Source organism: Thalassolituus alkanivorans, from assembly GCF_020447205.1.
Classification (GTDB): domain Bacteria; phylum Pseudomonadota; class Gammaproteobacteria; order Pseudomonadales; family Oceanobacteraceae; genus Venatoribacter; species Venatoribacter alkanivorans.
Map to the genome: position 1 here is coordinate 379,522 of NZ_JAJAEL010000006.1, position 19,615 is coordinate 399,136.

16 protein-coding genes are annotated in these 19,615 nt (G+C 52.0%); 9 read left to right on the plus strand and 7 right to left on the minus strand.

Annotated features, from left to right (window positions below):
- Positions 1–49 precede the first annotated feature (49 nt).
- Genes LGT44_RS03680 through LGT44_RS03690 form a run of 3 tightly spaced genes read left to right on the plus strand, consistent with a single transcriptional unit; the run spans position 50 to position 3,795 of the window.
- Positions 50–2,014, plus strand: a complete 1,965-nt coding sequence (locus LGT44_RS03680) for a TonB-dependent receptor plug domain-containing protein (protein ID WP_230331271.1) — start codon at positions 50–52, stop codon at positions 2,012–2,014.
- Positions 2,015–2,026: 12 nt separating this feature from the next.
- The gene (locus tag LGT44_RS03685) at positions 2,027–3,208 is read left to right on the plus strand and encodes an NHL repeat-containing protein (RefSeq protein WP_230331272.1); all 1,182 of its coding nucleotides are present in this window, start codon (positions 2,027–2,029) and stop codon (positions 3,206–3,208) included.
- 11 nt (positions 3,209–3,219) lie between these two features.
- A complete protein-coding gene (locus LGT44_RS03690; protein WP_230331273.1) occupies positions 3,220–3,795 on the plus strand; it encodes a cob(I)yrinic acid a,c-diamide adenosyltransferase in 576 nt (191 codons plus the stop codon).
- A 73-nt stretch (positions 3,796–3,868) separates the two neighbouring features.
- Here the strand turns inward: LGT44_RS03690 and LGT44_RS03695 are convergent, their stop codons facing one another.
- The 3 genes from LGT44_RS03695 to aceE form a co-directional block, all read right to left on the minus strand.
- Positions 3,869–5,887 (minus strand): methyl-accepting chemotaxis protein, encoded by a 2,019-nt coding sequence (locus LGT44_RS03695; protein WP_145466224.1) that lies wholly within the window; start codon positions 5,885–5,887, stop codon positions 3,869–3,871.
- Positions 5,888–6,041: 154 nt separating this feature from the next.
- Positions 6,042–7,670 carry a dihydrolipoyllysine-residue acetyltransferase gene (gene aceF, locus LGT44_RS03700; protein WP_230331274.1) on the minus strand — a complete coding sequence of 543 codons (1,629 nt, stop codon included), beginning with the start codon at positions 7,668–7,670 and terminating at the stop codon, positions 6,042–6,044.
- A gap of 10 nt (positions 7,671–7,680) precedes the next feature.
- Entirely contained in the window at positions 7,681–10,392 is a 2,712-nt protein-coding gene (aceE, locus tag LGT44_RS03705; protein WP_230331275.1) for a pyruvate dehydrogenase (acetyl-transferring), homodimeric type, read from the minus strand.
- Positions 10,393–10,497: 105 nt separating this feature from the next.
- Here aceE and cobO point away from each other — a divergent pair, with 105 nt between their 5' ends.
- Positions 10,498–11,112: a cob(I)yrinic acid a,c-diamide adenosyltransferase gene (cobO, locus tag LGT44_RS03710; RefSeq protein ID WP_145466230.1), complete on the plus strand. Its 615-nt coding sequence runs from the start codon at positions 10,498–10,500 to the stop codon at positions 11,110–11,112.
- Between the two features lie 8 nt (positions 11,113–11,120).
- On the opposite strand, the gene LGT44_RS03715 is transcribed toward cobO, so the two are convergent.
- Entirely contained in the window at positions 11,121–11,795 is a 675-nt protein-coding gene (locus LGT44_RS03715) for a pirin family protein (protein ID WP_230331276.1), read from the minus strand.
- Positions 11,796–12,062: 267 nt separating this feature from the next.
- On the opposite strand from LGT44_RS03715, the gene LGT44_RS03720 reads away from it, so the two are divergent.
- Positions 12,063–13,655, plus strand: coding sequence for an alkaline phosphatase D family protein (locus LGT44_RS03720; protein ID WP_230331277.1), 1,593 nt, complete (start codon positions 12,063–12,065; stop codon positions 13,653–13,655).
- Positions 13,656–13,728: 73 nt separating this feature from the next.
- Here LGT44_RS03720 and modC read toward each other — a convergent pair whose 3' ends face one another.
- From modC to modA, 3 genes are read right to left on the minus strand one after another with little or no spacing between them, the layout of a single operon-like run.
- Positions 13,729–14,811, minus strand: coding sequence for a molybdenum ABC transporter ATP-binding protein (gene modC, locus LGT44_RS03725; protein WP_230331278.1), 1,083 nt, complete (start codon positions 14,809–14,811; stop codon positions 13,729–13,731).
- Positions 14,808–15,503, minus strand: a complete 696-nt coding sequence (gene modB / locus LGT44_RS03730; RefSeq protein WP_145466238.1) for a molybdate ABC transporter permease subunit — start codon at positions 15,501–15,503, stop codon at positions 14,808–14,810. The genes modC and modB overlap by 4 nt, the downstream gene beginning before the upstream one ends.
- Positions 15,504–15,506: 3 nt before the next feature.
- Positions 15,507–16,310, minus strand: coding sequence for a molybdate ABC transporter substrate-binding protein (gene modA, locus LGT44_RS03735; RefSeq protein ID WP_230331279.1), 804 nt, complete (start codon positions 16,308–16,310; stop codon positions 15,507–15,509).
- Between the two features lie 267 nt (positions 16,311–16,577).
- On the opposite strand from modA, the gene LGT44_RS03740 reads away from it, so the two are divergent.
- The 4 genes from LGT44_RS03740 (at position 16,578) to LGT44_RS03755 (ending at position 19,613) form a co-directional block, all read left to right on the plus strand.
- Positions 16,578–17,306 carry a helix-turn-helix transcriptional regulator gene (locus LGT44_RS03740; protein ID WP_145466240.1) on the plus strand — a complete coding sequence of 243 codons (729 nt, stop codon included), beginning with the start codon at positions 16,578–16,580 and terminating at the stop codon, positions 17,304–17,306.
- Between the two features lie 117 nt (positions 17,307–17,423).
- The gene (locus tag LGT44_RS03745) at positions 17,424–18,167 is read left to right on the plus strand and encodes a hypothetical protein (protein WP_230331280.1); all 744 of its coding nucleotides are present in this window, start codon (positions 17,424–17,426) and stop codon (positions 18,165–18,167) included.
- Between the two features lie 10 nt (positions 18,168–18,177).
- A complete protein-coding gene (locus LGT44_RS03750) occupies positions 18,178–18,837 on the plus strand; it encodes a hypothetical protein (protein ID WP_230331281.1) in 660 nt (219 codons plus the stop codon).
- A gap of 71 nt (positions 18,838–18,908) precedes the next feature.
- A complete protein-coding gene (locus LGT44_RS03755; protein ID WP_230331282.1) occupies positions 18,909–19,613 on the plus strand; it encodes a hypothetical protein in 705 nt (234 codons plus the stop codon).
- Positions 19,614–19,615: the final 2 nt, after the last annotated feature.

Consider the following 19,615-nt stretch of genomic DNA (forward strand, 5'->3'; position numbering starts at 1 on the left):
ACTTTGCTTTTTGCACCTCCGCCACTGCAACCCTGTTTTGGGTTTGCGGGTGAGCACTCTGAATACTGCTTTATTACGACGCTGTGGTTTTTATTCTCTCGTCACACTGGCTTGTTTAGCCAGTGGAGCACCATTACATGCTGAAGAAGCTCAGCTGAGCACAGTAGAGACACGTGCGTCTTCGCTGCAGACGTTAAATCGACCCGGATATCAGTTTTTTTCGCGGACAGATCTTGAGCGTCGCTTTGCCAATCTAAGTGAATTCCTCAGTCAAATAAATGGGATACAGGTACAGCAGTTAAGTGGACTGGGTAATCCGGCACTTATCTCAATCCGTGGTGCAACAGCACAGCAAACAAAAGTGTTAATTAATGGCATCGAGAATGCTGATGCACAAAATGGTGGCTATGATCTAAACCAGTTACCAATCAGCCAGATTGATAGCATTGAAATTTCTCAGGATGGTAGCAGTAATGGCTACGCTGATCGTGCTATCGGCGGCACTATCAATATTATTACCCGTAAGACAAAAAGTAATTCTCAGTTCGGCATTCAGGCAGGTTCTTATGGAACCTACCGGGCATCGTTAAGCCAACAAACGGCCAGAAATATCAATATTCAACTGGAACACGAACAGAGTGACAACAACTATCTGTATCCGGTCGCAAGCCCAGCCTTCGATAGTCAAAACCGCAATAATAAAGAAGCACTGAATAATGCCGGTTTTTCGCGTCAATCAGTACAGGTTAATAGTGGATCTGAGGAGTTAACGGCACGTCTGCGTTTATCTCAACAAAAAAAGAACATCCCTGATTATTACCGTAATCATCCTGACAATAGTGCATATTTGAGTGAACGTAATGCTGTTCTGGAATTAAATGGTGAACAGAGCCTTTCCAGCATGCAACAACAATGGCGGATAGGACACTCTCAACGTTTTGAAAATTTTCGAAATACACTGGGTCTGATAGGACTGAGCCAAAATGATAACCGCTATCGATATGAAAAAAATTATCTGTCCGTCTCCAATAAAAAGACCTGGACACAATGGCAACACCGCATTGACCTGAAATTCAGCGAAGAAACCTATCGCAGTGACTACCGTTTGGATAACGACAGTAAGCGCTGTCTAACGCCTCAAGGCAATTGTGATGCTTTTTCATTTCAGCGAAGTACAAGTATCGGATCGCAATTTAACTGGAACAGCAAGAGCCAGCAACAACAGGCATATATCGATATATACAGACAGAATACCAGCGATATCAGTCGTCAGCGTTATGCTATCGCAGACGAACGCACTCAGAGTAATGCGTTTATCGGTGCTTCTATCGGCTATCTCTGGTATTCAGATCGCAGCGACTGGAGTTTAACCTGGAAGCGTGCTGCACGAACTCCAACCTTGTATGAACGCTATGGCAATCATGGACTTTTTTTAAGCAACCCTGACCTGCAACAGGAAATAAGCAATACGCTCACGCTGAATAGTTTATGGCACATTACTGAAAAAATGCAGATATCCGGTTCTACCTTTTATCGCGACCTTGATAATGCCATTGTACCTGTCTATGACGCACGCGGTATTGGCCGCTACGAAAACACCAGTCAGGCAATCCTGACCGGAATTGAATGGAATGCAGCCTATTGTGCCGATTATTGGTTCGGCACATTATCAGGAAGTCATTATGACAGCCTGACAACCAGTGAGATAAGATCGTTTGATGAGAAGAAATTGCCTGGCACTTACCACACCAGCCTGAAAGCCAGTACTGGATTCAACATTTCAAAACATCACATCGAATCCAGCGTTGAATACAGTGACGATTTATACATAGACAGGAGCAATCTGATCGAGGGCGAAGCGCGCGCACTGATCAATCTATCATACCGCTACCAGGCAACAGATCACGAAGCAGGTCTTCGTATAATCAATATCAGCAATAACCGTTTTCTTGATTTTACCAATCGCCCGACGACTGGTAGGGAATGGTTGATCTTTCTTAACACCCGTTTTTAAAAAGGAAAAGAGATGAAAAAGTACTCATTCATGCTTCTGGCCAGCGCATTATTAGCAGGATGCTTTGGTGACGATGATAAAAAATCAACTCCACTGACTGAAGGCTCCTATGCCGTACAAACCGTAGCAGCTGATTACACAAGTAGCTCCGTCGTTACCGGAAATATTCTGGGTGATCGATCTGTTTCACAAACCATTCTGGTAAAAGACAAGTCGGATTTCACCGTTAATACATACGGAAAATACCTCTACCATATCGGTCGGTACAACACAGACAGTATCGCTCGCTATGATTCTACCAATAGCCTGAACGTAGCCCAATGGGAGTACAGTACTAATGATAATGGTGCGGAGAAATCTAACCCATATAAAATCGTTCATGTCTCCGATGATAAGGCTTACGTAATCCGTTACGGCGCCAAGACGGTATGGCAAATTAATCCTCAAGCAGAAAATGCCGACCAATTGGTTGTCGACACCATTGATCTTTCAGCCTACAACTATCCTGATTCAGACTTTCCCCGTATGAGTGAAGCCGCACTCTATAACGACAAACTGTTTGTAGTTATGCAACGTCTTGATGCTGCCTATAATCCACAAACAGCTTATGTTGCCGTGATAGATACTGCTGATAACACAGAAATTGATACCGATCCAAGCACGAGCGGATTAAAAGGTATTCCACTATCTGTCACCAACCCGATTTCAGCAGAAGCTGACAATGGCTATCTCTACATCGCAGGTCGCGGCAACTACGGTTCTGACACTGGTGGTCTGGAAAAAATTGATATGACAACATTTGTTTCCAGTAATATTATTAACAACACTACGTTTACATCTCTGAATAATACTGAAACTAACACTTACTTCCATATCACTGATGTTGCACTGGCCAGCGATCAACACGGTTATGTCACGGTAAATATTGAAAAAAACTACGATACACTATCGTCAAAAGTGTATGAATTTAATCCAACTAGTAAGACAATAGGTCAGCCGCTCAATATAACTTCATTGAATGAAGTCATTATTTCAGATATTGCGATCGATACTAACCAACGCCTTTGGGTAGGAGTTTCCAATGAAACAAACCCTGGTATCGTCGTGATAGACACCGACACCAACACTCAAAGCGGTAATCGTATTGAGCTGCAAATGCCACCTAAATCTATTAGTTTCCTGAGTATCGACTGAACGGAGATCATATGGGCAACCGTTTATCCAAAATCGTAACCAAAACCGGCGACGGTGGTGAAACCGGTCTGGGCGACGGTTCCCGTGTCAGTAAAAGCAGCGAACGTATCCATGCCATCGGCGATGTGGACGAGCTGAATTCCTGGATGGGATTACTGCGCGCCGAACTGAGTGCTGATGACGACCTGCAGCCATTGCTGCATCAGATTCAGCATGATCTGTTCGACCTTGGCGGTGAACTTTCAGTACCGGGATTTTATGCCCTCAGTGAAGAGTTACTGCAGGATATTGAAGATAATCTGGAAGCTCTTAACGATACTCTGCCAGCGCTGAAAGATTTTATTCTTCCCGGAGGCAACCGTTGCGCCGCCTGTGCCCATATGGCACGTACCGTTTGTCGCCGTGCTGAGCGTTCTCTGGTAGAAATGGCCCGCACTGAAACTGTCAGCTCGCTGGCGCTGCGTTATCTCAACCGTTTATCAGATCTGCTGTTTATTCTCGCCCGGGTTCTTGCGCGGCGTGATAATGGTCAGGAGGTTATCTGGCAAAGCCGGCATAAACGTAGTGACGATAACGATAATGCCTGACTCCGCCAGGCTGCTGCACAAGAAAAAACGCCCACTGTATCGTGGGCGTTTTTTATTGACATATCGCTGGTATTTATCGGACCTTAAATTGCTCAACCCGCTGCGCAAGTGAATCGGTAATGGCCTGAGTCTGACGTACGGCCTGCACGGTTCCTTCGGCGTTGCTGGACGTCTGCTGGCCACTGTTACGGATTGCTTCCAGGTTATGTTCGAGATCAGCTGCGCTGCGTTTTTGCTCATTGGCCGTCACGACAATATCCGTCGTCTTCTTCTGAATATCACCCATACTGATCTGAATTTCATTCAGCGTGGTGCTGACCTGTTCAGAGTGAGAGACGGTGCTTTCGACCATTTTGCGGTTCACTTCCATGGTATCCACTGCACTGACAATATTTTTCTGCACTTCACTGATCAGACCTTCAATTTCCTGTGCTGATCCCTGAGTGCGGCTGGCCAGTGTGCGTACCTCATCAGCAACCACAGCAAAACCACGGCCCTGTTCACCGGCCCGGGCTGCTTCAATGGCCGCATTCAATGCCAATAAGTTGGTCTGCTCCGCAATACCTTTAATGGTCGCCAGAATACTGCTGATGCTAGAAGAATTCTCTGCCAGACGGTTCACCGCCTCCATTGAGTTAGCCATTTCATCGGCCAGACTGCGTACCTGATCCATCACCCGGGTAACAACCTGTCCGGCTTCATCCGATTTTTTATGGCCACTGTGCGCCGCTTCTTCTGCCTCTTCGGCCAGGTGGGTTACCGTAACAGCACGGTCTGCCATATCACTGATAATCTGTGAAACCTGATTGGTTTGTTCAAGCTGAATCTGTACGGCCTGACGGCTGCGGTTGGCAATGCTTTCTACCTCATTAACATTCGCGCTGACCGAGCCGGCACTGTCTTTTACTGCGGTCAGGGTATTGCGGATATTGCTGATCATTTCATTAAAAGCGTCACGTAGCTGCCCCATTTCATCACGACCATTGAAGCTGATTTCATGGGTAAGGTCGCCATTGGCAATATCACGGGCAGTACCGGAAAAACGCTTAATGGTGTAACGGATAGACATAAAAAATGCGAGATACAGGTAAACAATAATGGTCAACGCTGACAGCAGAACCAGAGCCAGTATTCCGATGCGTTTTTGCTGCCCGTCCAGACGCGACTGTAATTTACGGCTGATCAGCGGGAAGGCTTTATTTTCTATGTCTTTTAATACCTGTAGCTGACTCTGATAGAACTTATCATAATCCTGCCAGCTGGATTCGATAGTTGCTGCCGCAATAATTTCTTCATCTATTTTCATACGGATACTGTCAACTGCCTTAACAGCAGCCTGAGCTGCAGTCAGCAAGTCAGCATCACCAACCGCTTCCGCACTGCTGACCATCAGCTGCATATTGGGGTGCGCGGCCAGCAGCTGGTCGTAGACAACGTTCATCAGGTCATAGGTAGCTGATTGCAGATACTGTTCTACAAAGGCATACACCCCTGCAGCATGCCCCATACCGCCGACAAGGTGAGCTTCCGGTAATGTCATAACAATGCCGACAAGGCGCTGAATATCACCATCAGAATCCAGTGAAATACCGGACGACTGGGTGTACTGGCGAATAACCAGATACAGCTCGTCAATTACAATCTGATAATACTTATACTGATCACGGAAGGTCGGCTGACGATGCTCACCGGTCATTTTCAGGCGATGGGCATACTTTTTCTCCCAGCCTTTTAACAGCGAGAGCAGCTCTTCATCGTCAGTACTTTGCAGTAACTTCTGAATCTGCTGGGGAATATCGTTCATGCGCTGTTCTGCACGGGCTCGGAGTTCAGCATTATTCTGATGCGGAACCACCGCAGCCAGATCACGGAATGCTTCAAGCTCATGGGCAAAATTAAATAATTGCTGAGTGCTCTGCAGCCCGCTTAATTCCAGCTCCGTTTTCTTCATCGATTCAAATGCAGCAAGAAAAACCTGCCCGCTCAGAACCACCAGAGGCACCATAAACAAAAAACTGATCAGGCCGAATTTGGCAGCATAACTCAGCTGCCCCATAAATTTGATTGCCGGCCACATTAGTGCTTTCAGCATAGACTCCTCACACCCTTACTTATGCTTGTTATCTGGAGATCCGCCGGTGTAAAAAAAACTTTCACCGACGACGCTCTGGGTACCCTTAATTTATAAAATATTATCTGTCTACAACGTCTTACTCTGGCAACGCCTGACAGTGTCTGCGATATCACTACATCAGAACATTACGTAAATCCTGCAGGTACATTACCAGGCGCTGGCTGAATCGGGCCGCCTCGGCACCATCAATCACCCGATGGTCGTAAGACAGAGATAAAGGCAGCATCAGGCGAGGTATAAAAGCCGTACCATCCCATATCGGTTGCATCGATGCTTTCGATAAGCCAAGAATGGCAACTTCCGGTGGATTTACAATGGGGGTAAACGCTGTACCACCAATACCACCGAGACTGGACAGACTGAAACAGCCACCCTGCATATCAGCTAATGGTAGCTTACCCAGTCGGGCCAATTCGGCCTTATCGGTAAGCTCTTGTGTGATTTGTGTAACCGATTTCTGATTCACGTCGCGAATGACAGGCACCAGTAATCCTTTCGGCGTATCGACCGCCACGCCGACATGCACATAGTGCTTCAGAATCAGCTTTTCGCCATCGGCACTGAGCGAGGCATTAAAAGATGGAAAATCCTCCAGCGCCTTGGCAATGGCTTTCAGCACGAAGGGAACAATAGAAAACTTTATTCCCTGCCGCGCATAACGTTCGTTCTGCTGTTTGCGATAATTTTCCAGGTCAGTGATATCGGCCTGATCAAATTGCGTGACTTGTGGCACATTCAGCCAGGCCGTTGTCATCGCCCGCGCTGTTGCCCGTTTAATATTATTCAGCGGACTGTCACTGACGGCACCGAATTTGGCAAAGTCCACCACAGGCACCGCAGGTATACCTGAACCACCCGACACAGAGGCTGGCTCACCGTTCAGCCGTTGTTTTACATAACGCTGGATATCGTCTTTAGTGATACGCTGTTTTGGCCCGCTGCCGCTGACCTGTGCCAGATCGACACCAAATTCGCGCGCCAGCTTGCGTACCGCCGGGCCGGCATGAACTTCAGCAGCGGAAGAGCGCACATCAGCAGCAGGAATCGTTGCTGTAGCGGCAGTTGCTGCGACTGTTGTTTGTACTGTTTTTTCTGCTGGCGCCACCTCAGCCACTGCAGATTCAGCGGCGTTGTTTTCCGCAGACACAGCATTACCAGCAGCCGGCTGTAATTTAAGCATGACATCACCGGCACTGACTTTATCACCGGTTTTAACGGCGACACTGATTACAGTACCAGCCTGACCGGCCGGAATTTCCATCGACGCTTTATCCGATTCCAGCACCAGCACTGTTTGTTCGGCATCAATATCATCACCGGCACTGACCTGAACCTCAATCACTTCCACCTGCTCAGAACCGCCAAGATCCGGGATAGCAATATCAACGGCTGCAACAGGTTCAGCACTCGGTGACGGCGCACTTTCTACAGCAGGTTGTACCGGAGCTTCTGTCGTTTTCTGTTCTGCAGCAGGAGCGCTTTCAGCGTTTTTTTCTTCAGCACCTGAGGCATCACCATCCAGCTCGCCGAATACATCACCACTACTGACTTTATCGCCCACTTTAACACTCAGGTTTTTAATCACGCCGGCGGCTTCGGCCGGAATTTCCATCGTTGCTTTATCGGTTTCCAGAACAATTAATGCCTGTTCCATTTCGACCGTATCGCCGGGGCTGACCAGAATTTCGATCACTTCAACCTGACTGGCACCACCGAGATCCGGAATTTTTAAAGTCGTCATGCATCCATCCTCAGCTGTACAGTGGGTCAGGTTTTGCGGCATCGATATTCAGTTCGCTGCGCCACTGTTCGAGATCAGCGGCTTTTAACGCACCGCTCCTGACCAGTTCGCTTGCCGCAGCCCAGGCTACATGTTGCCAGTCCACCTCAAAGAAGCGGCGTAAATTTTCACGCGAATCGCTGCGGCCAAAACCATCGGTACCCAGCGTGCGGTAACGCCGTCCTTCAGGAATAAAGGCGCGTATCTGTTCAGCATAGGTTTTCATATGGTCGGTTGTGGCAACGATTGGGCCTTCGCTGTCCGCCAGCTGACGGGTAACCCAGGGAACCGGAGGCTGTTCCGTCGCGGACAATAACGCTGTCCGCTCACAGGCCAGACCATCACGGCGTAATTCATTAAAGGACGTTACGCTCCAGACATCGGCAGCAATGCCCTTACCTTCCAGCCACTGCGCCGCCTGTTCAACCTGGCGTAAAATAGAGCCGCTGCCCAGCAGCTGAATACGTGCCGGCTTCTTGTTTTTCGCGCCTTTAATTGCCGATTTTTTCAGACGATACAGCCCGCGTTTAATACCTTCTTCCACACCTTCCGGCATCGGCGGATGAACGTAGTTTTCATTCAGGCTGGTGATGTAATAGAAGACTTTTTCTTTCTTCTCATACATGCGCTTCAGACCATCCTGAATAATCACGGCCAGCTCATAGGCGTAAGTCGGATCGTAGCTGACACAGTTGGGAATGGTGGATGCCAGAATATGACTGTGACCATCCTGATGCTGTAAACCTTCACCATTCAGGGTTGTCCGCCCTGAAGTTGCACCAATCAGAAATCCCTGACACTGCATATCGCCAGCTGCCCAGGCCAGATCACCGATGCGCTGAAAGCCAAACATTGAGTAATAAATATAAAACGGAATCATCGCCAGACCGTTGGTACTGTACGAACTGCCCGCTGACATCCAGGCCGCAAAAGCACCGGCTTCGTTAATGCCTTCCTCCAGAATTCGGCCTTTTTTATCCTCGCGGTAATACATCACCTGGCCCTGATCGACCGGCTCGTATAACTGACCTTCGGATGAATAAATACCCAACTGGCGGAATAAACCTTCCATACCAAAGGTGCGCGCTTCATCCGGCACGATTGGTACTACGCGGTCGCCCATGATTTTATCTTTCACCAGCTGCGACATAATGCGCACAAAGGCCATGGTGGTGGATATTTCACGTTCACCGCTACCTTCGGTCTGGGCTTTAAAAAACTCCAGATCCGGTGCGGTTAATGCCGTCCAGTTTTCTGTGCGCTGCGGTAAATAGCCGCCAAGCTTTTCCCGCTGTTTACGCATATAGGTCAGCTCCGGACTGTCTGCCGGTGGCCGGTAAAATGGCATATGCGGAAGATCTTCATCACGAACCGGAATATCAAAACGGTCGCGGAAGGCTTTAATACTTTCTATATCGAGTTTTTTAACCGAATGCGCCTGATTCTGCCCTTCAGCTTCGGCACCCATGCCGTAGCCTTTAATAGTATGAGCCAGAATAACCGTTGGCTGTCCTTTATGATTTACTGCCGCATGATAGGCGGCATAAACTTTATAAGGATCATGGCCACCACGGTTCAGGCGGAAAATATCTTCATCGGATAAATCTTTAATTAATTCCGTCAGCTCCGGGTATTTATCAAAGAAATGCTCGCGGGTGTATTTTCCACCTTTGGCTTTGTAATTCTGGTATTCACCATCAACGGTTTCGTCCATGCGCTTCTGCAGCATGCCTTTACGGTCTTTTGCCAGCAGTGGGTCCCAGTGCCGCCCCCACACGACTTTAATCACATTCCAGCCGGCACCGCGGAACTGACTTTCAAGCTCCTGAATAATTTTACCGTTCCCACGAACCGGGCCATCAAGGCGCTGCAGGTTGCAGTTAACAACGAAGATTAAATTCTCGAGTTTTTCCCGTCCGGCCAGACCAATAGCTCCCAGGGTTTCCGGCTCGTCACATTCGCCATCACCAAGGAAAGCCCATACCTTGCGACCTTTACGCGGCACCAGTCCGCGCGCGGACATATAACGCATAAAATGCGCCTGATAAATTGCCTGCAATGGGCCAAGGCCCATAGACACAGTCGGAAACTGCCAGTAATCCGGCATCAGTTTCGGGTGTGGATAAGAGGATAAGCCCGGCGCTAACGCTTCACGGCGAAAGCGCTCCAGATCGGATTCCTGAAAACGGCCTTCCAGATAAGAACGGGCATAAATACCCGGTGCCACATGGCCCTGGTAATAAATCAGATCACCCAGTGGTGATTCGTCACTGCTGGCATTAGGCGCACGGAAAAAATGGTTAAAGGCCACATCATAAAGTGTGGCACTGGAAGCAAAACTGGAGATATGGCCACCTAAATCGCCGGCGCCTTCTTTGTTCGCGCGCAGAACCATGGCCAGCGCATTCCAGCGTACCAGCGAGCGGATGCGACGCTCCATAAACAGGTCACCAGGCATCGGCGCTTCATTTTCCGGAGCGATGGTATTGCGGTAAGGCGTATTCAGCGCATAAGGCAGCGGCATGCCATCACGGGTGGCACGTTCGGCGATACGTTCGATCAGAAAATGGGCGCGTTCGACCCCTTCGGCACGGATCACAGAGTGAATGGCATCGACCCACTCTTTGGTTTCCTGTGGATCAGGATCGACCGTAACATCCTGATTTAACTTGCGTTCATCCATTGTGCATTCCCGGTTCAGGCGATGGTTGTAATCCAGTATAGTTAAGGACTGAGTGAACACCCGTTAGCCAGCGGAAATCCCACCTTTCAGGAATCACAAAAAAGTATGAGTAACAGCGAGCAAACAGCCAATACCGATCGCCACCAGCAGAAAATGCAGAAGCATAAAGAGAAGGTCGATGCCGCCATCGCCCGTGCTCAGGAAGAACGTGGCGTTATCATCGTGCTCACCGGAAATGGTAAGGGGAAAAGCAGCTCCGGCTTCGGCACCGTTATCCGCACGCTGGGCCATGGCTATAAGGCTGGGCTGGTGCAGTTTATCAAAGGCACCTGGGACTGCGGCGAAGCCAAAATTCTCGCCACCCTGCCGGGCCTTACCCATGAAGTGATGGGCTCAGGTTTTACCTGGGAAACACAGAATAAAGAGCAGGATCAGCGTGCCTTTGATGCGGTCTGGCCAAAAGCCAAAGCCATGCTCAGCAATCCAGAGCTGCGCACCGTGATGCTGGATGAAATCACCTATATGCTGGCGTACGATCTGCTGGATTTTGACGAATTAAAAACCGCGCTGGAAAACCGCCCGCCGGAGCAGAATGTTATTCTGACCGGCCGTGGTGCGCCAACGGCTCTGCGCGATCTGGCCGATACCGTCACCGATATGAAAATGGAAAAACACGCCTTTAAAGCCGGAGTGAAAGCTCAGGCCGGTATTGAGTGGTAATTCCGCAATCAGGCCTCGCGGATCATCACCAGCGCAAAACCGCTTTCCGCCATCAGGCTCAGTGACTGTCCGCTGAGCCTGAACAAATCCCCGCGCTGTAAACGCTGCCCGTCGGCACTGATGGCCGTGCCACGGAATACATAACCCAGCGCATCATCGTCAAGCGTCCACTCATCGCCTGCCGCCAGTTGCAGCACATCCACCCGGGTTGAAGCCGCAAACAATTCGCCACCGTACACACAGGTCAGGCCGGACGGATTGAGCTCAATAACCTGATAGTACGACTCGCCTTCGTGGCTTTGTGGCAGCAGCCAGATCTGCACCATGGCCGGATAATCTGCGCCCGGATTCTGCTCGTTATGGCGAAAGCCTTTGATGCCACTGCGCTGTAACTGCACCTGGCCGGCCTGCAAAACTTCACCATCACCGATACTGCCCTGATGATGCAGCTCACCACGGGTCATCACACTGACGATATCAATCTGCTCATGGCTGTGCAGTCCGGTCGAACCACCAGGTAAAAACCAGGCATTGGCTAAATAAACACAGGCGCCAAAACCGGGCCAGCATTCCTCGCGCACATGATGACCAAACAGGCGCGGGTCCATTACCAGCACCCGTTCGCGGATACCGCCAAAACCGGAAATCTCAACCTGCTCTTCAGCCAGCAGCTCTAATGCCACGTTCTTTTCTCCGTTCTGCAGCGCAGCGTTGCAACACCACATAGCAACGCTACGTTGCACCGCCATCGGCTGTTTACACCACTTACGCCAGCCATGCGAACAATCGGGCCAAGGTTGTAAAACGTAAGTACCAAAGTTTCAAAAAACTGTCACCGCGCTGACACAGAGCCTGCCTAGACTCGCGCATTCTTTCATCAATGCAGCACGCACCACACTCACCCGTCGCGTGGATTGTATGCCGATCCACCTATAAAAAAGGAGTCCGACATGGATATCAGCCGCCGTAAATTTCTATCCCGCACCGGCGCCGGCGTTGCCGGTATGGGAGCCCTGAGCCAGTCCGGCCTGAGCATGGCGATGAGCAGCCCGACGCCAATTGAAGCCAATGATCCCGGCCATTTTAACTACGGCGTTGCCAGCGGCGACCCGCGCGCCGACCGCGTCATCCTCTGGACTCACTTTCTGCCGGAAGTGAATATGCCACTGACCGTCAGCTGGAAAGTCGCACTGGATGAAGGCATGACTCAGGTGGTACGCAGCGGCGACTTCCGCACCGACGCCAGCCGCGACTACACCGTTAAAGTCGATGCCGACGGCCTGCAGCCCGGCACCACCTATTTCTACCAGTTCAGTGCCCTGGGCAAAGATTCCGAAATCGGCCGCACCCGCACCGCCCCGGAAGGCGATATCGACAGTGCCCGTTTTGCCGTGGTGTCCTGCTCCAGCTACCCGCACGGTTACTTTAACGTGTACCGCGCACTGGCCAACCGCAACGATCTGGATGCCGTCATCCACCTCGGCGACTACATCTACGAATACGCTCAGGACGAATACGGCGAATTGCTGCTGCGCGAAAAACGTGCGCTGGCTCCGGCTCACGAAATTGTCAGCCTGTCCGATTACCGCCGACGCCACGCCATGTACAAACTGGATGAAGATTTAAAAGCCGCCCACCAGCGTCATCCGTTTATCACCGTCTGGGATGACCACGAATTTGCCAACGACTCCAATGCCTACGGCGCCGAAAACCATAACGACGGCGAAGGTGACTGGAACGAGCGTAAAGCCGCCGCCAAGCAAGCCTATTTTGAGTGGATGCCGATCCGCGAAAACAGCAACGGCGGCATAAGCCGTAACCTGCGCTATGGCGATCTGCTTGATCTGCTGATGCTCGATACCCGTATTGAAGGCCGTGACGAAGCACCATCCGGCAGCGATAAACAGCGCGAAGCCAAAGACGAAAACCGCACCCTGCTTGGTTTTGAACAGGAAGCCTGGCTGCATCAGCAATTACAGAGCAGCAGCGCACGCTGGAAGATCGTAGGTCAGCAGGTGATGATGGCGCAGCGCTACTTTATTAACCTACCGGATCATTTTGGCGGCGGGGCGTCACTCTGGCTCGACAGCTGGGATGGCTACAGCGCCACCCGCGACCGTCTGCTGGCGCTGCTGCGCAATGAACAGATTGATAACGTGGTCATTCTCACCGGCGACGTACACAGCTCCTTTGCTGCCGACCTGAGCGATAACCCTTACGACCGCAATAACTACAACCGCTACAGCGGTGAAGGCTCTCTGGCGGTGGAATTTGTCTGCCCGTCGGTCACCTCTCCGGGTTTCCCGCCGGTGATTGCCGAAGCCGGCGCACAGACCATTATGGATGCCAGCCCGCACATCAAGTTTGCCGAACTGCGCCAGCACGGGTTTATCCTGCTGAGCGCTGACCGCGAACAGGTTCAGGCCGACTGGTACTACGTGCCACAGATCCTTAAGCGTTCTGCCGACACTTACCATGCCCGCAGTTACCGCACCCTGAGCGGCGATAACCGCCTGCAACGGGTGGCCGGGCCTCTGGCCTGATTCACTGAACAGGGTCATGCAACTGAAAACGCCGCTGTGGTTTGCCGCAGCGGCGTTTTTTATGGAGCACAATTTAACCGGCCAGCGCGACCGACTTAACCTGCGCCCAGACGGACATGCCCGTCTGTAAACCCAGCTGAGTCACCGAACGCTGCGTCAGCCGGGCACGCAGTAATTCACCATCCGGCAAGCGCAGATTCAGCAGTACCGAGGCGCCACTCTGACTGAGGCTTTCAACCCTGACCGGCAGAATATTGAGGATACTGCTGTCGTCCGCACGGCTGAGGCTGATACTCACATCCCGCGCCAGCACCCGCGCACGTAAGTGATCACCCACAAGCGCCTGAGGCGCGCTCAGTAACAGCTCTGCGCTGCCAGCGGCTGTTCCGTCTGCAGTCAGAGCCAGCCGCGCCAGCCCGTCCGTTTCCTGAGCAGCCACGGTACCTTCGAGCACCACGCCGGTTTCATCGCCCAGGCTGAGCCGTGCCAGAACATCGCCCAGCCTGCCCTGATCTTTCAGCGTACCCTTTTCCAGCACCAGCAGCTGATCGGCCAGTTGCACCACCTCTTCCAGCGCATGACTGACATAAAGTATCGGCCCCTGATAGACCTGATGCAGGCGACGCAGATAGGGCAACACCTCCTGCTTACGTGCGCTGTCCAGTGCTGACAGTGGTTCATCGAGTAATAACAGCCGCGGATTAATCAGCAGTGCCCGCGCCAGCGCCACACGCTGCTGTTCTCCACCAGACAAACGCTGCACCGGACGCTGCAGCAGGGGAAGCAGATCGAGCAGTTCCAGTACCTGCCGGGCCTGCTCTGCTGGTAAGGGGGTCAGCCCACGTTTGCGCGCGCGCTTAACGCCGTAATCAAGATTGCCCTGCACATTCAGATGACGCAGCAGACCGGCATCCTGAAACACCAGTGCCAGCGGACGCTGATGCGCCGGCAGGCTTTGCCGCGCACTGCTCCAGAGTTCTTCTCCCAGACGAATCTCGCCACCCTGCTCCAGTCCGGCAATGCAACGCAGCAGCGTGGTTTTGCCACAGCCGGAGGGGCCAAATACCGCCGTCACGCCCTGCCCGGCCAGTGCCGTATTGAGTTGCAGGCGAAAGTCGCCACGGCGAAGATCAAGATTCAGGTGCAAATCGGTCATGGGCGGCTCATGGAAAAATTCAGGCGGCTGTGGCGGTTCAGGCTGTACATCAGCAGCAGCACCACAAAAGAAAACAGCAGCATCATCAGCGACAGACTGTGCGCCTGAGCGTAACTCAGGGCCTCAACATGATCGTAAATCTGTACCGAGATCACCCGCGTTTCACCGGGAATATTGCCGCCAATCATCAGCACCACACCAAACTCGCCGACGGTATGGGCAAAGCCAAGCACTGCCGCAGTAAGCAGACCCGGTTTGGCCTGCGGCAGAACCACGGTAAAAAAGCGATCCCAGGGCCCTGCGCCCAGTGTCGCCGCAACTTCCAGCGGCCGCTCGCCCATGGCTTCAATGGCGTTCTGCACCGGCTGCACCACAAAGGGCAGCGAATACAGCAGCGAGGCCAGCACCAGTCCGCTGAAGCTGAACGGCAACAGCCCCAGCCCAAGTGTCTGCGTCAGCTGGCCGAGCGGACCGTTTGGGCCCAGCGCCAGCAACAGATAAAACCCCAGCACGGTCGGCGGCAGAACCAGCGGCAAGGCCACCAGTGCCGATACCGGGCCGCGCCAGACAGAGCGGGTACGTGCCAGCCACCACGCCAGCGGCGTGCCGATTAACAACAGCAACATCGTGACCAGTGTCGCCAGCTTCAGCGTCAGCCAGACCGCCTGCCAGTCTGCTGCAGTTAACAACATGCGTTACTCCCGGTGATAACCATAACCACGGATCAGCTCCGTTACTTCCGCCGATTGCAGAAAAGCCAGAAATGCTCTGGCCGCCGGATTCGGTTCGCCTTTCTTCAGTTCGCCTTTCTTCAGTAGTACTGCATCCTGACGGATCGGCTGATACAGAGTGTCGGGCACAATCCAGACACTGCCGTTATTGATATGGCCGCCACTCATCACCTGCGACAGCGCAACAAAACCAAGCTGGGCATTGCCGCTGGAAACAAACTGCCAGGTCTGGGCGATGTTTTCCCCCATCACCTGGCGGGTCGCCACGCTGTCGGTCAGTGCCAGAGCTGCCAGCGTCTGCTGTGCAGCGGCACCGTAAGGCGCCAGGCGCGGGTTAGCCAGCGCCAGTTTACGGAACTGGCCGCTGTGCAGCTGTGCGCGCACGTCCACATCGGGGGTAGTTGTCCACAGGGCCAGACGCCCTAACGCATAAGTAAAGCGGCTGTCGGCGCTGGCAAAACCGGCACGGATCAGGGCTTCGGGCTTGGCCTGATCCGCCGACAGGAATACCTCAAAGGGCGCGCCATTATGAATCTGGGCGGTGAATTTACCGGATGAACCAAAGGCCATAACCAGCCGATGGCCGCTGTGCTGCTGAAAGCGTGCGGCGATGTCTTTCATCGGTGCGGTAAAGTTGGAGGCCACCGCCACCATGACTTCGGCCGCGATGGCCTGGGACGGTACTAACAAACAAGAAAGCAGCAAAGAAGAAAGCAGCATACCGATAAACGCCAGCGGAGCTTTGCCATACCGGTGGAGTCTGAACATTCGGGAACCTCTTCAGTGCTGATGTCGTATAAACAGCGCTGTTTATACCTGATTCTCTGCTCGGGGGCATCTTAGCACCCCGGACAAAACAGAGAGATAAAAAAAGACGAAATACGCCACTTGTTATTTTTGTCCGGAAACAACCGCACTCTGACCCGGCAAAAGGTCGGTGCCTCACCTGCCTGACGTAAAAATAACCAGCGCCAGAGTTTGCGCCAGCGGTAAAATGGCGGCTCACGCCGATGAAAGGAAGCATCAGGAGCACATATGCATCGCCAGCGCGAACACATCATCGAACAGATGGAAAAGCAGCAGAGCGCCAGACAGCTGTGGCAATGCCTGTTCCGTTCGTTCTCCGATGAAGGCTTCGACCGAATAATCCACCTCTCCGGTACGACCCGCCGTATGCAGATCGTGTCCAACTTTGATGCCAGCTGGAACGAATACTATGTAGAAAAGGGCTTTATGGAACGCGACCCTTTTCTGCGTTACTGCACCACCAGCTACCGCACGGTACGCACCGGCATCGATCATATCCGCGAGCACCCTTATCTGAATGACGCTGAAATGCAGGTTATTGAAGAGGCCTCGGAATGTGGTTTCCGCTCCGGGTTTTCCAGCACCCTGCAGCGTTTTGATGGTAATCAGGTCAATGCCTGGAATATCGGCTCGCACCTGAGTGCTGCCGAGGTCACACGTATTCTGCAGGAAAAACTGCCCTACCTGCAGATGATCAGTTACTACGGCTCCATGTTCGCCAGTAACCTGCACGCCCCCGCTGCCGACAACGACAACAGCCGCCTGCTGACCGCACGCGAACGGCGTTGTCTGGAACTCAGCGCCTGCGGCCTGCGCACCCGTGATATTGCCGACCTGCTGAAACGCTCGGAAGCTACCGTTGAGTTTCACCTGCGTAACGCGCGGGAAAAACTCGGCGCCCGCACAAGGGAACACGCGATTTACCTGGCAATAAAGCTCGAACTGATCTCGCTTTAACAAAACCTAAGGAAATCCTCAGTTAAGTCCCTGCGTCTTTTCTCCCATTATCAGAGTGAGAAACACAGGCAATCGCCTGTGGCTGTCATCCATAAAAGATGCTTTAGGGAAAGATTTATGAAGGGCCTCGACACTCGCTCAGTTTATTTACCGGCGCTGCTTTGCAGCAGTCTGCTGCTCACGGCCTGCGGTGGTTCATCCGATACCACAGATACCGGTGGCGACAATAATAACGGCAACAACAACCAAAACAGTATCTGCAGCCGCATTCAGCAGGCCGGCATTCCGCTGCCGGAAATTAATGATGGTATTAACGGTAAATTTGCCAATACCTTCGATGGTAATTGCGCGGCGTTTCAGCAATACAGCGGTAGTGAATACCAGAGCTCGGTCAACGGTGTCACCACCACCATCCGCCAGGAAAATAACGGTGATTTCGTGCTGATTAAAAACGGTACATCAACTACGGGCGGCAGCAGTTTCAGTAACTGGGTGGCTTTCCGTTATCAGTCATTCGACAGCGGCGATATTGAGGGCATTTTTTACTATTACGCTGCGGGCAGCACCGATCTCTTTTCTCAGACCACCTATTACCGTGACGGCCGGGCGCACTATGATTTCAGCAGTTCTGCGCCGGATACCTATTATTTTCCCGGCCAGAATGACCAGCGATTTATTACCGACTTTGGCTATATCACCATAGGTTCCAACCAGATCCATAACGGCTATACCGTCGTTATTATCAACAACCGTATCGCCACCAGCTACATCGGCTGTGAAGGCAACCTGACAACATTACAGAACGCTGCAGCCGCCACGCTGAACAGCACCTGCGACAGCAATTCTGCCGAAAATCTGTGAGGAAATATTTATGAAAAATTCATGGTTATTCACTGCATGTATCTGCCTGTCAGCGTTATTAAGCGCCTGTGGTGGTGGCGACAACGGATCAGACAGCGGCAGCAATAACAGCAAGACGCTGTCATTACCCGGTGTTGGTAACAATGCCTATGCACAGGCATTTAATCTGGGTTATGCCTCCAGCTCAGCTTTTTCTGCCGTTGATGGCTTTCAGGTTACCGTCGGCGGACTGACCCAGACACTGCACATATCCTCTGGCAATGGCAGCTGGTACGTCAGCTGGGACGGCGAATATGAAGGTGATGTTTTTTCTGACTGGACCGCCTTCGGCTATGAAGAAACGCCAGCCAGTAACGACCTGATCGGGCGCTTCTATTTTTATCATTACAACAGCGATGTGATTAACAGCGAGCTGAGCTATTACCGCAATGGTCGTATTTTTCTGAACGTTCAGGATGACAGCGGTACAACGGAGAGCACTGCGCTGCTGGTACCAAAAAGTAATGGCGGCATCCGCATTATCAGCAAAGATGCCAGCGAAGCATCGGCAACCATCGTTGACCTCAATGATGCCAACGGCAGCAGCGGCACAGGTTATGAAGGCTGTACAGACGACCTGTTTACGCTCGCATCGGATAGCAGCAGTTGCACCAGCGCGGTTGCATTTTAACCCGCACCTAAACGTTAAAGGCCAGCGGCTAACAACCCTGGCCTTTTCTGCCGATTTCTCAGGAGACCGTTATGTCAGCTCTGACCCGCAGTGCTATGCACCTGCCCTCCGTATTATTAATCGCCTCCCTGCTTTGTGCCTGTGGTGGCGATAACAGCAACAACGATGAAACCAACAGTGCAAATAGCAATACAGATAACAACACCGACAACAGTCCTCCGCTCAATATTCCGTTTCAGGCCAAAGGCGGCGATTATGGCTCGGTATTTAATGCTTGGCAGTTTCCTTATTTGCTGTTTCCTGCAGAAGCAAACAGTTTTATTGCCAACGGCATCACCTACACTCTGACCCGTTCGGACCCCGACGGCTGGAGTATCACTATGCATGGCCGTCATACAACGCTGAACACCCTGTACAATCATTTTCTGGCCCAGCGCTGGCGCTACAGCACAGAGCCCGGAACAGCGGGTGTGTTCGAAATGTTCGGCGAAAACGGCAGCCCGGCATTACGGCTGACATACCTTGATAATGGCCGGGTACATCAGCAGCAACTGACTGACGATAATCAGCTGATCAGCGAAAAGTGGTATCTGGATAACGGCAGCGAAATACGCATCGCCTACGATGCGCCGGAGCTGAACAGCGAACTGACCATCACCAACAACGACGGCAACAGCGCGCTGATTTATTACGAATGTGCTTCTGCCGCCACGGCGATATTAACCATGACGGTGCAGGAACTGAATCTGGATTGCAGCAGTAACAGGATGGAATAACA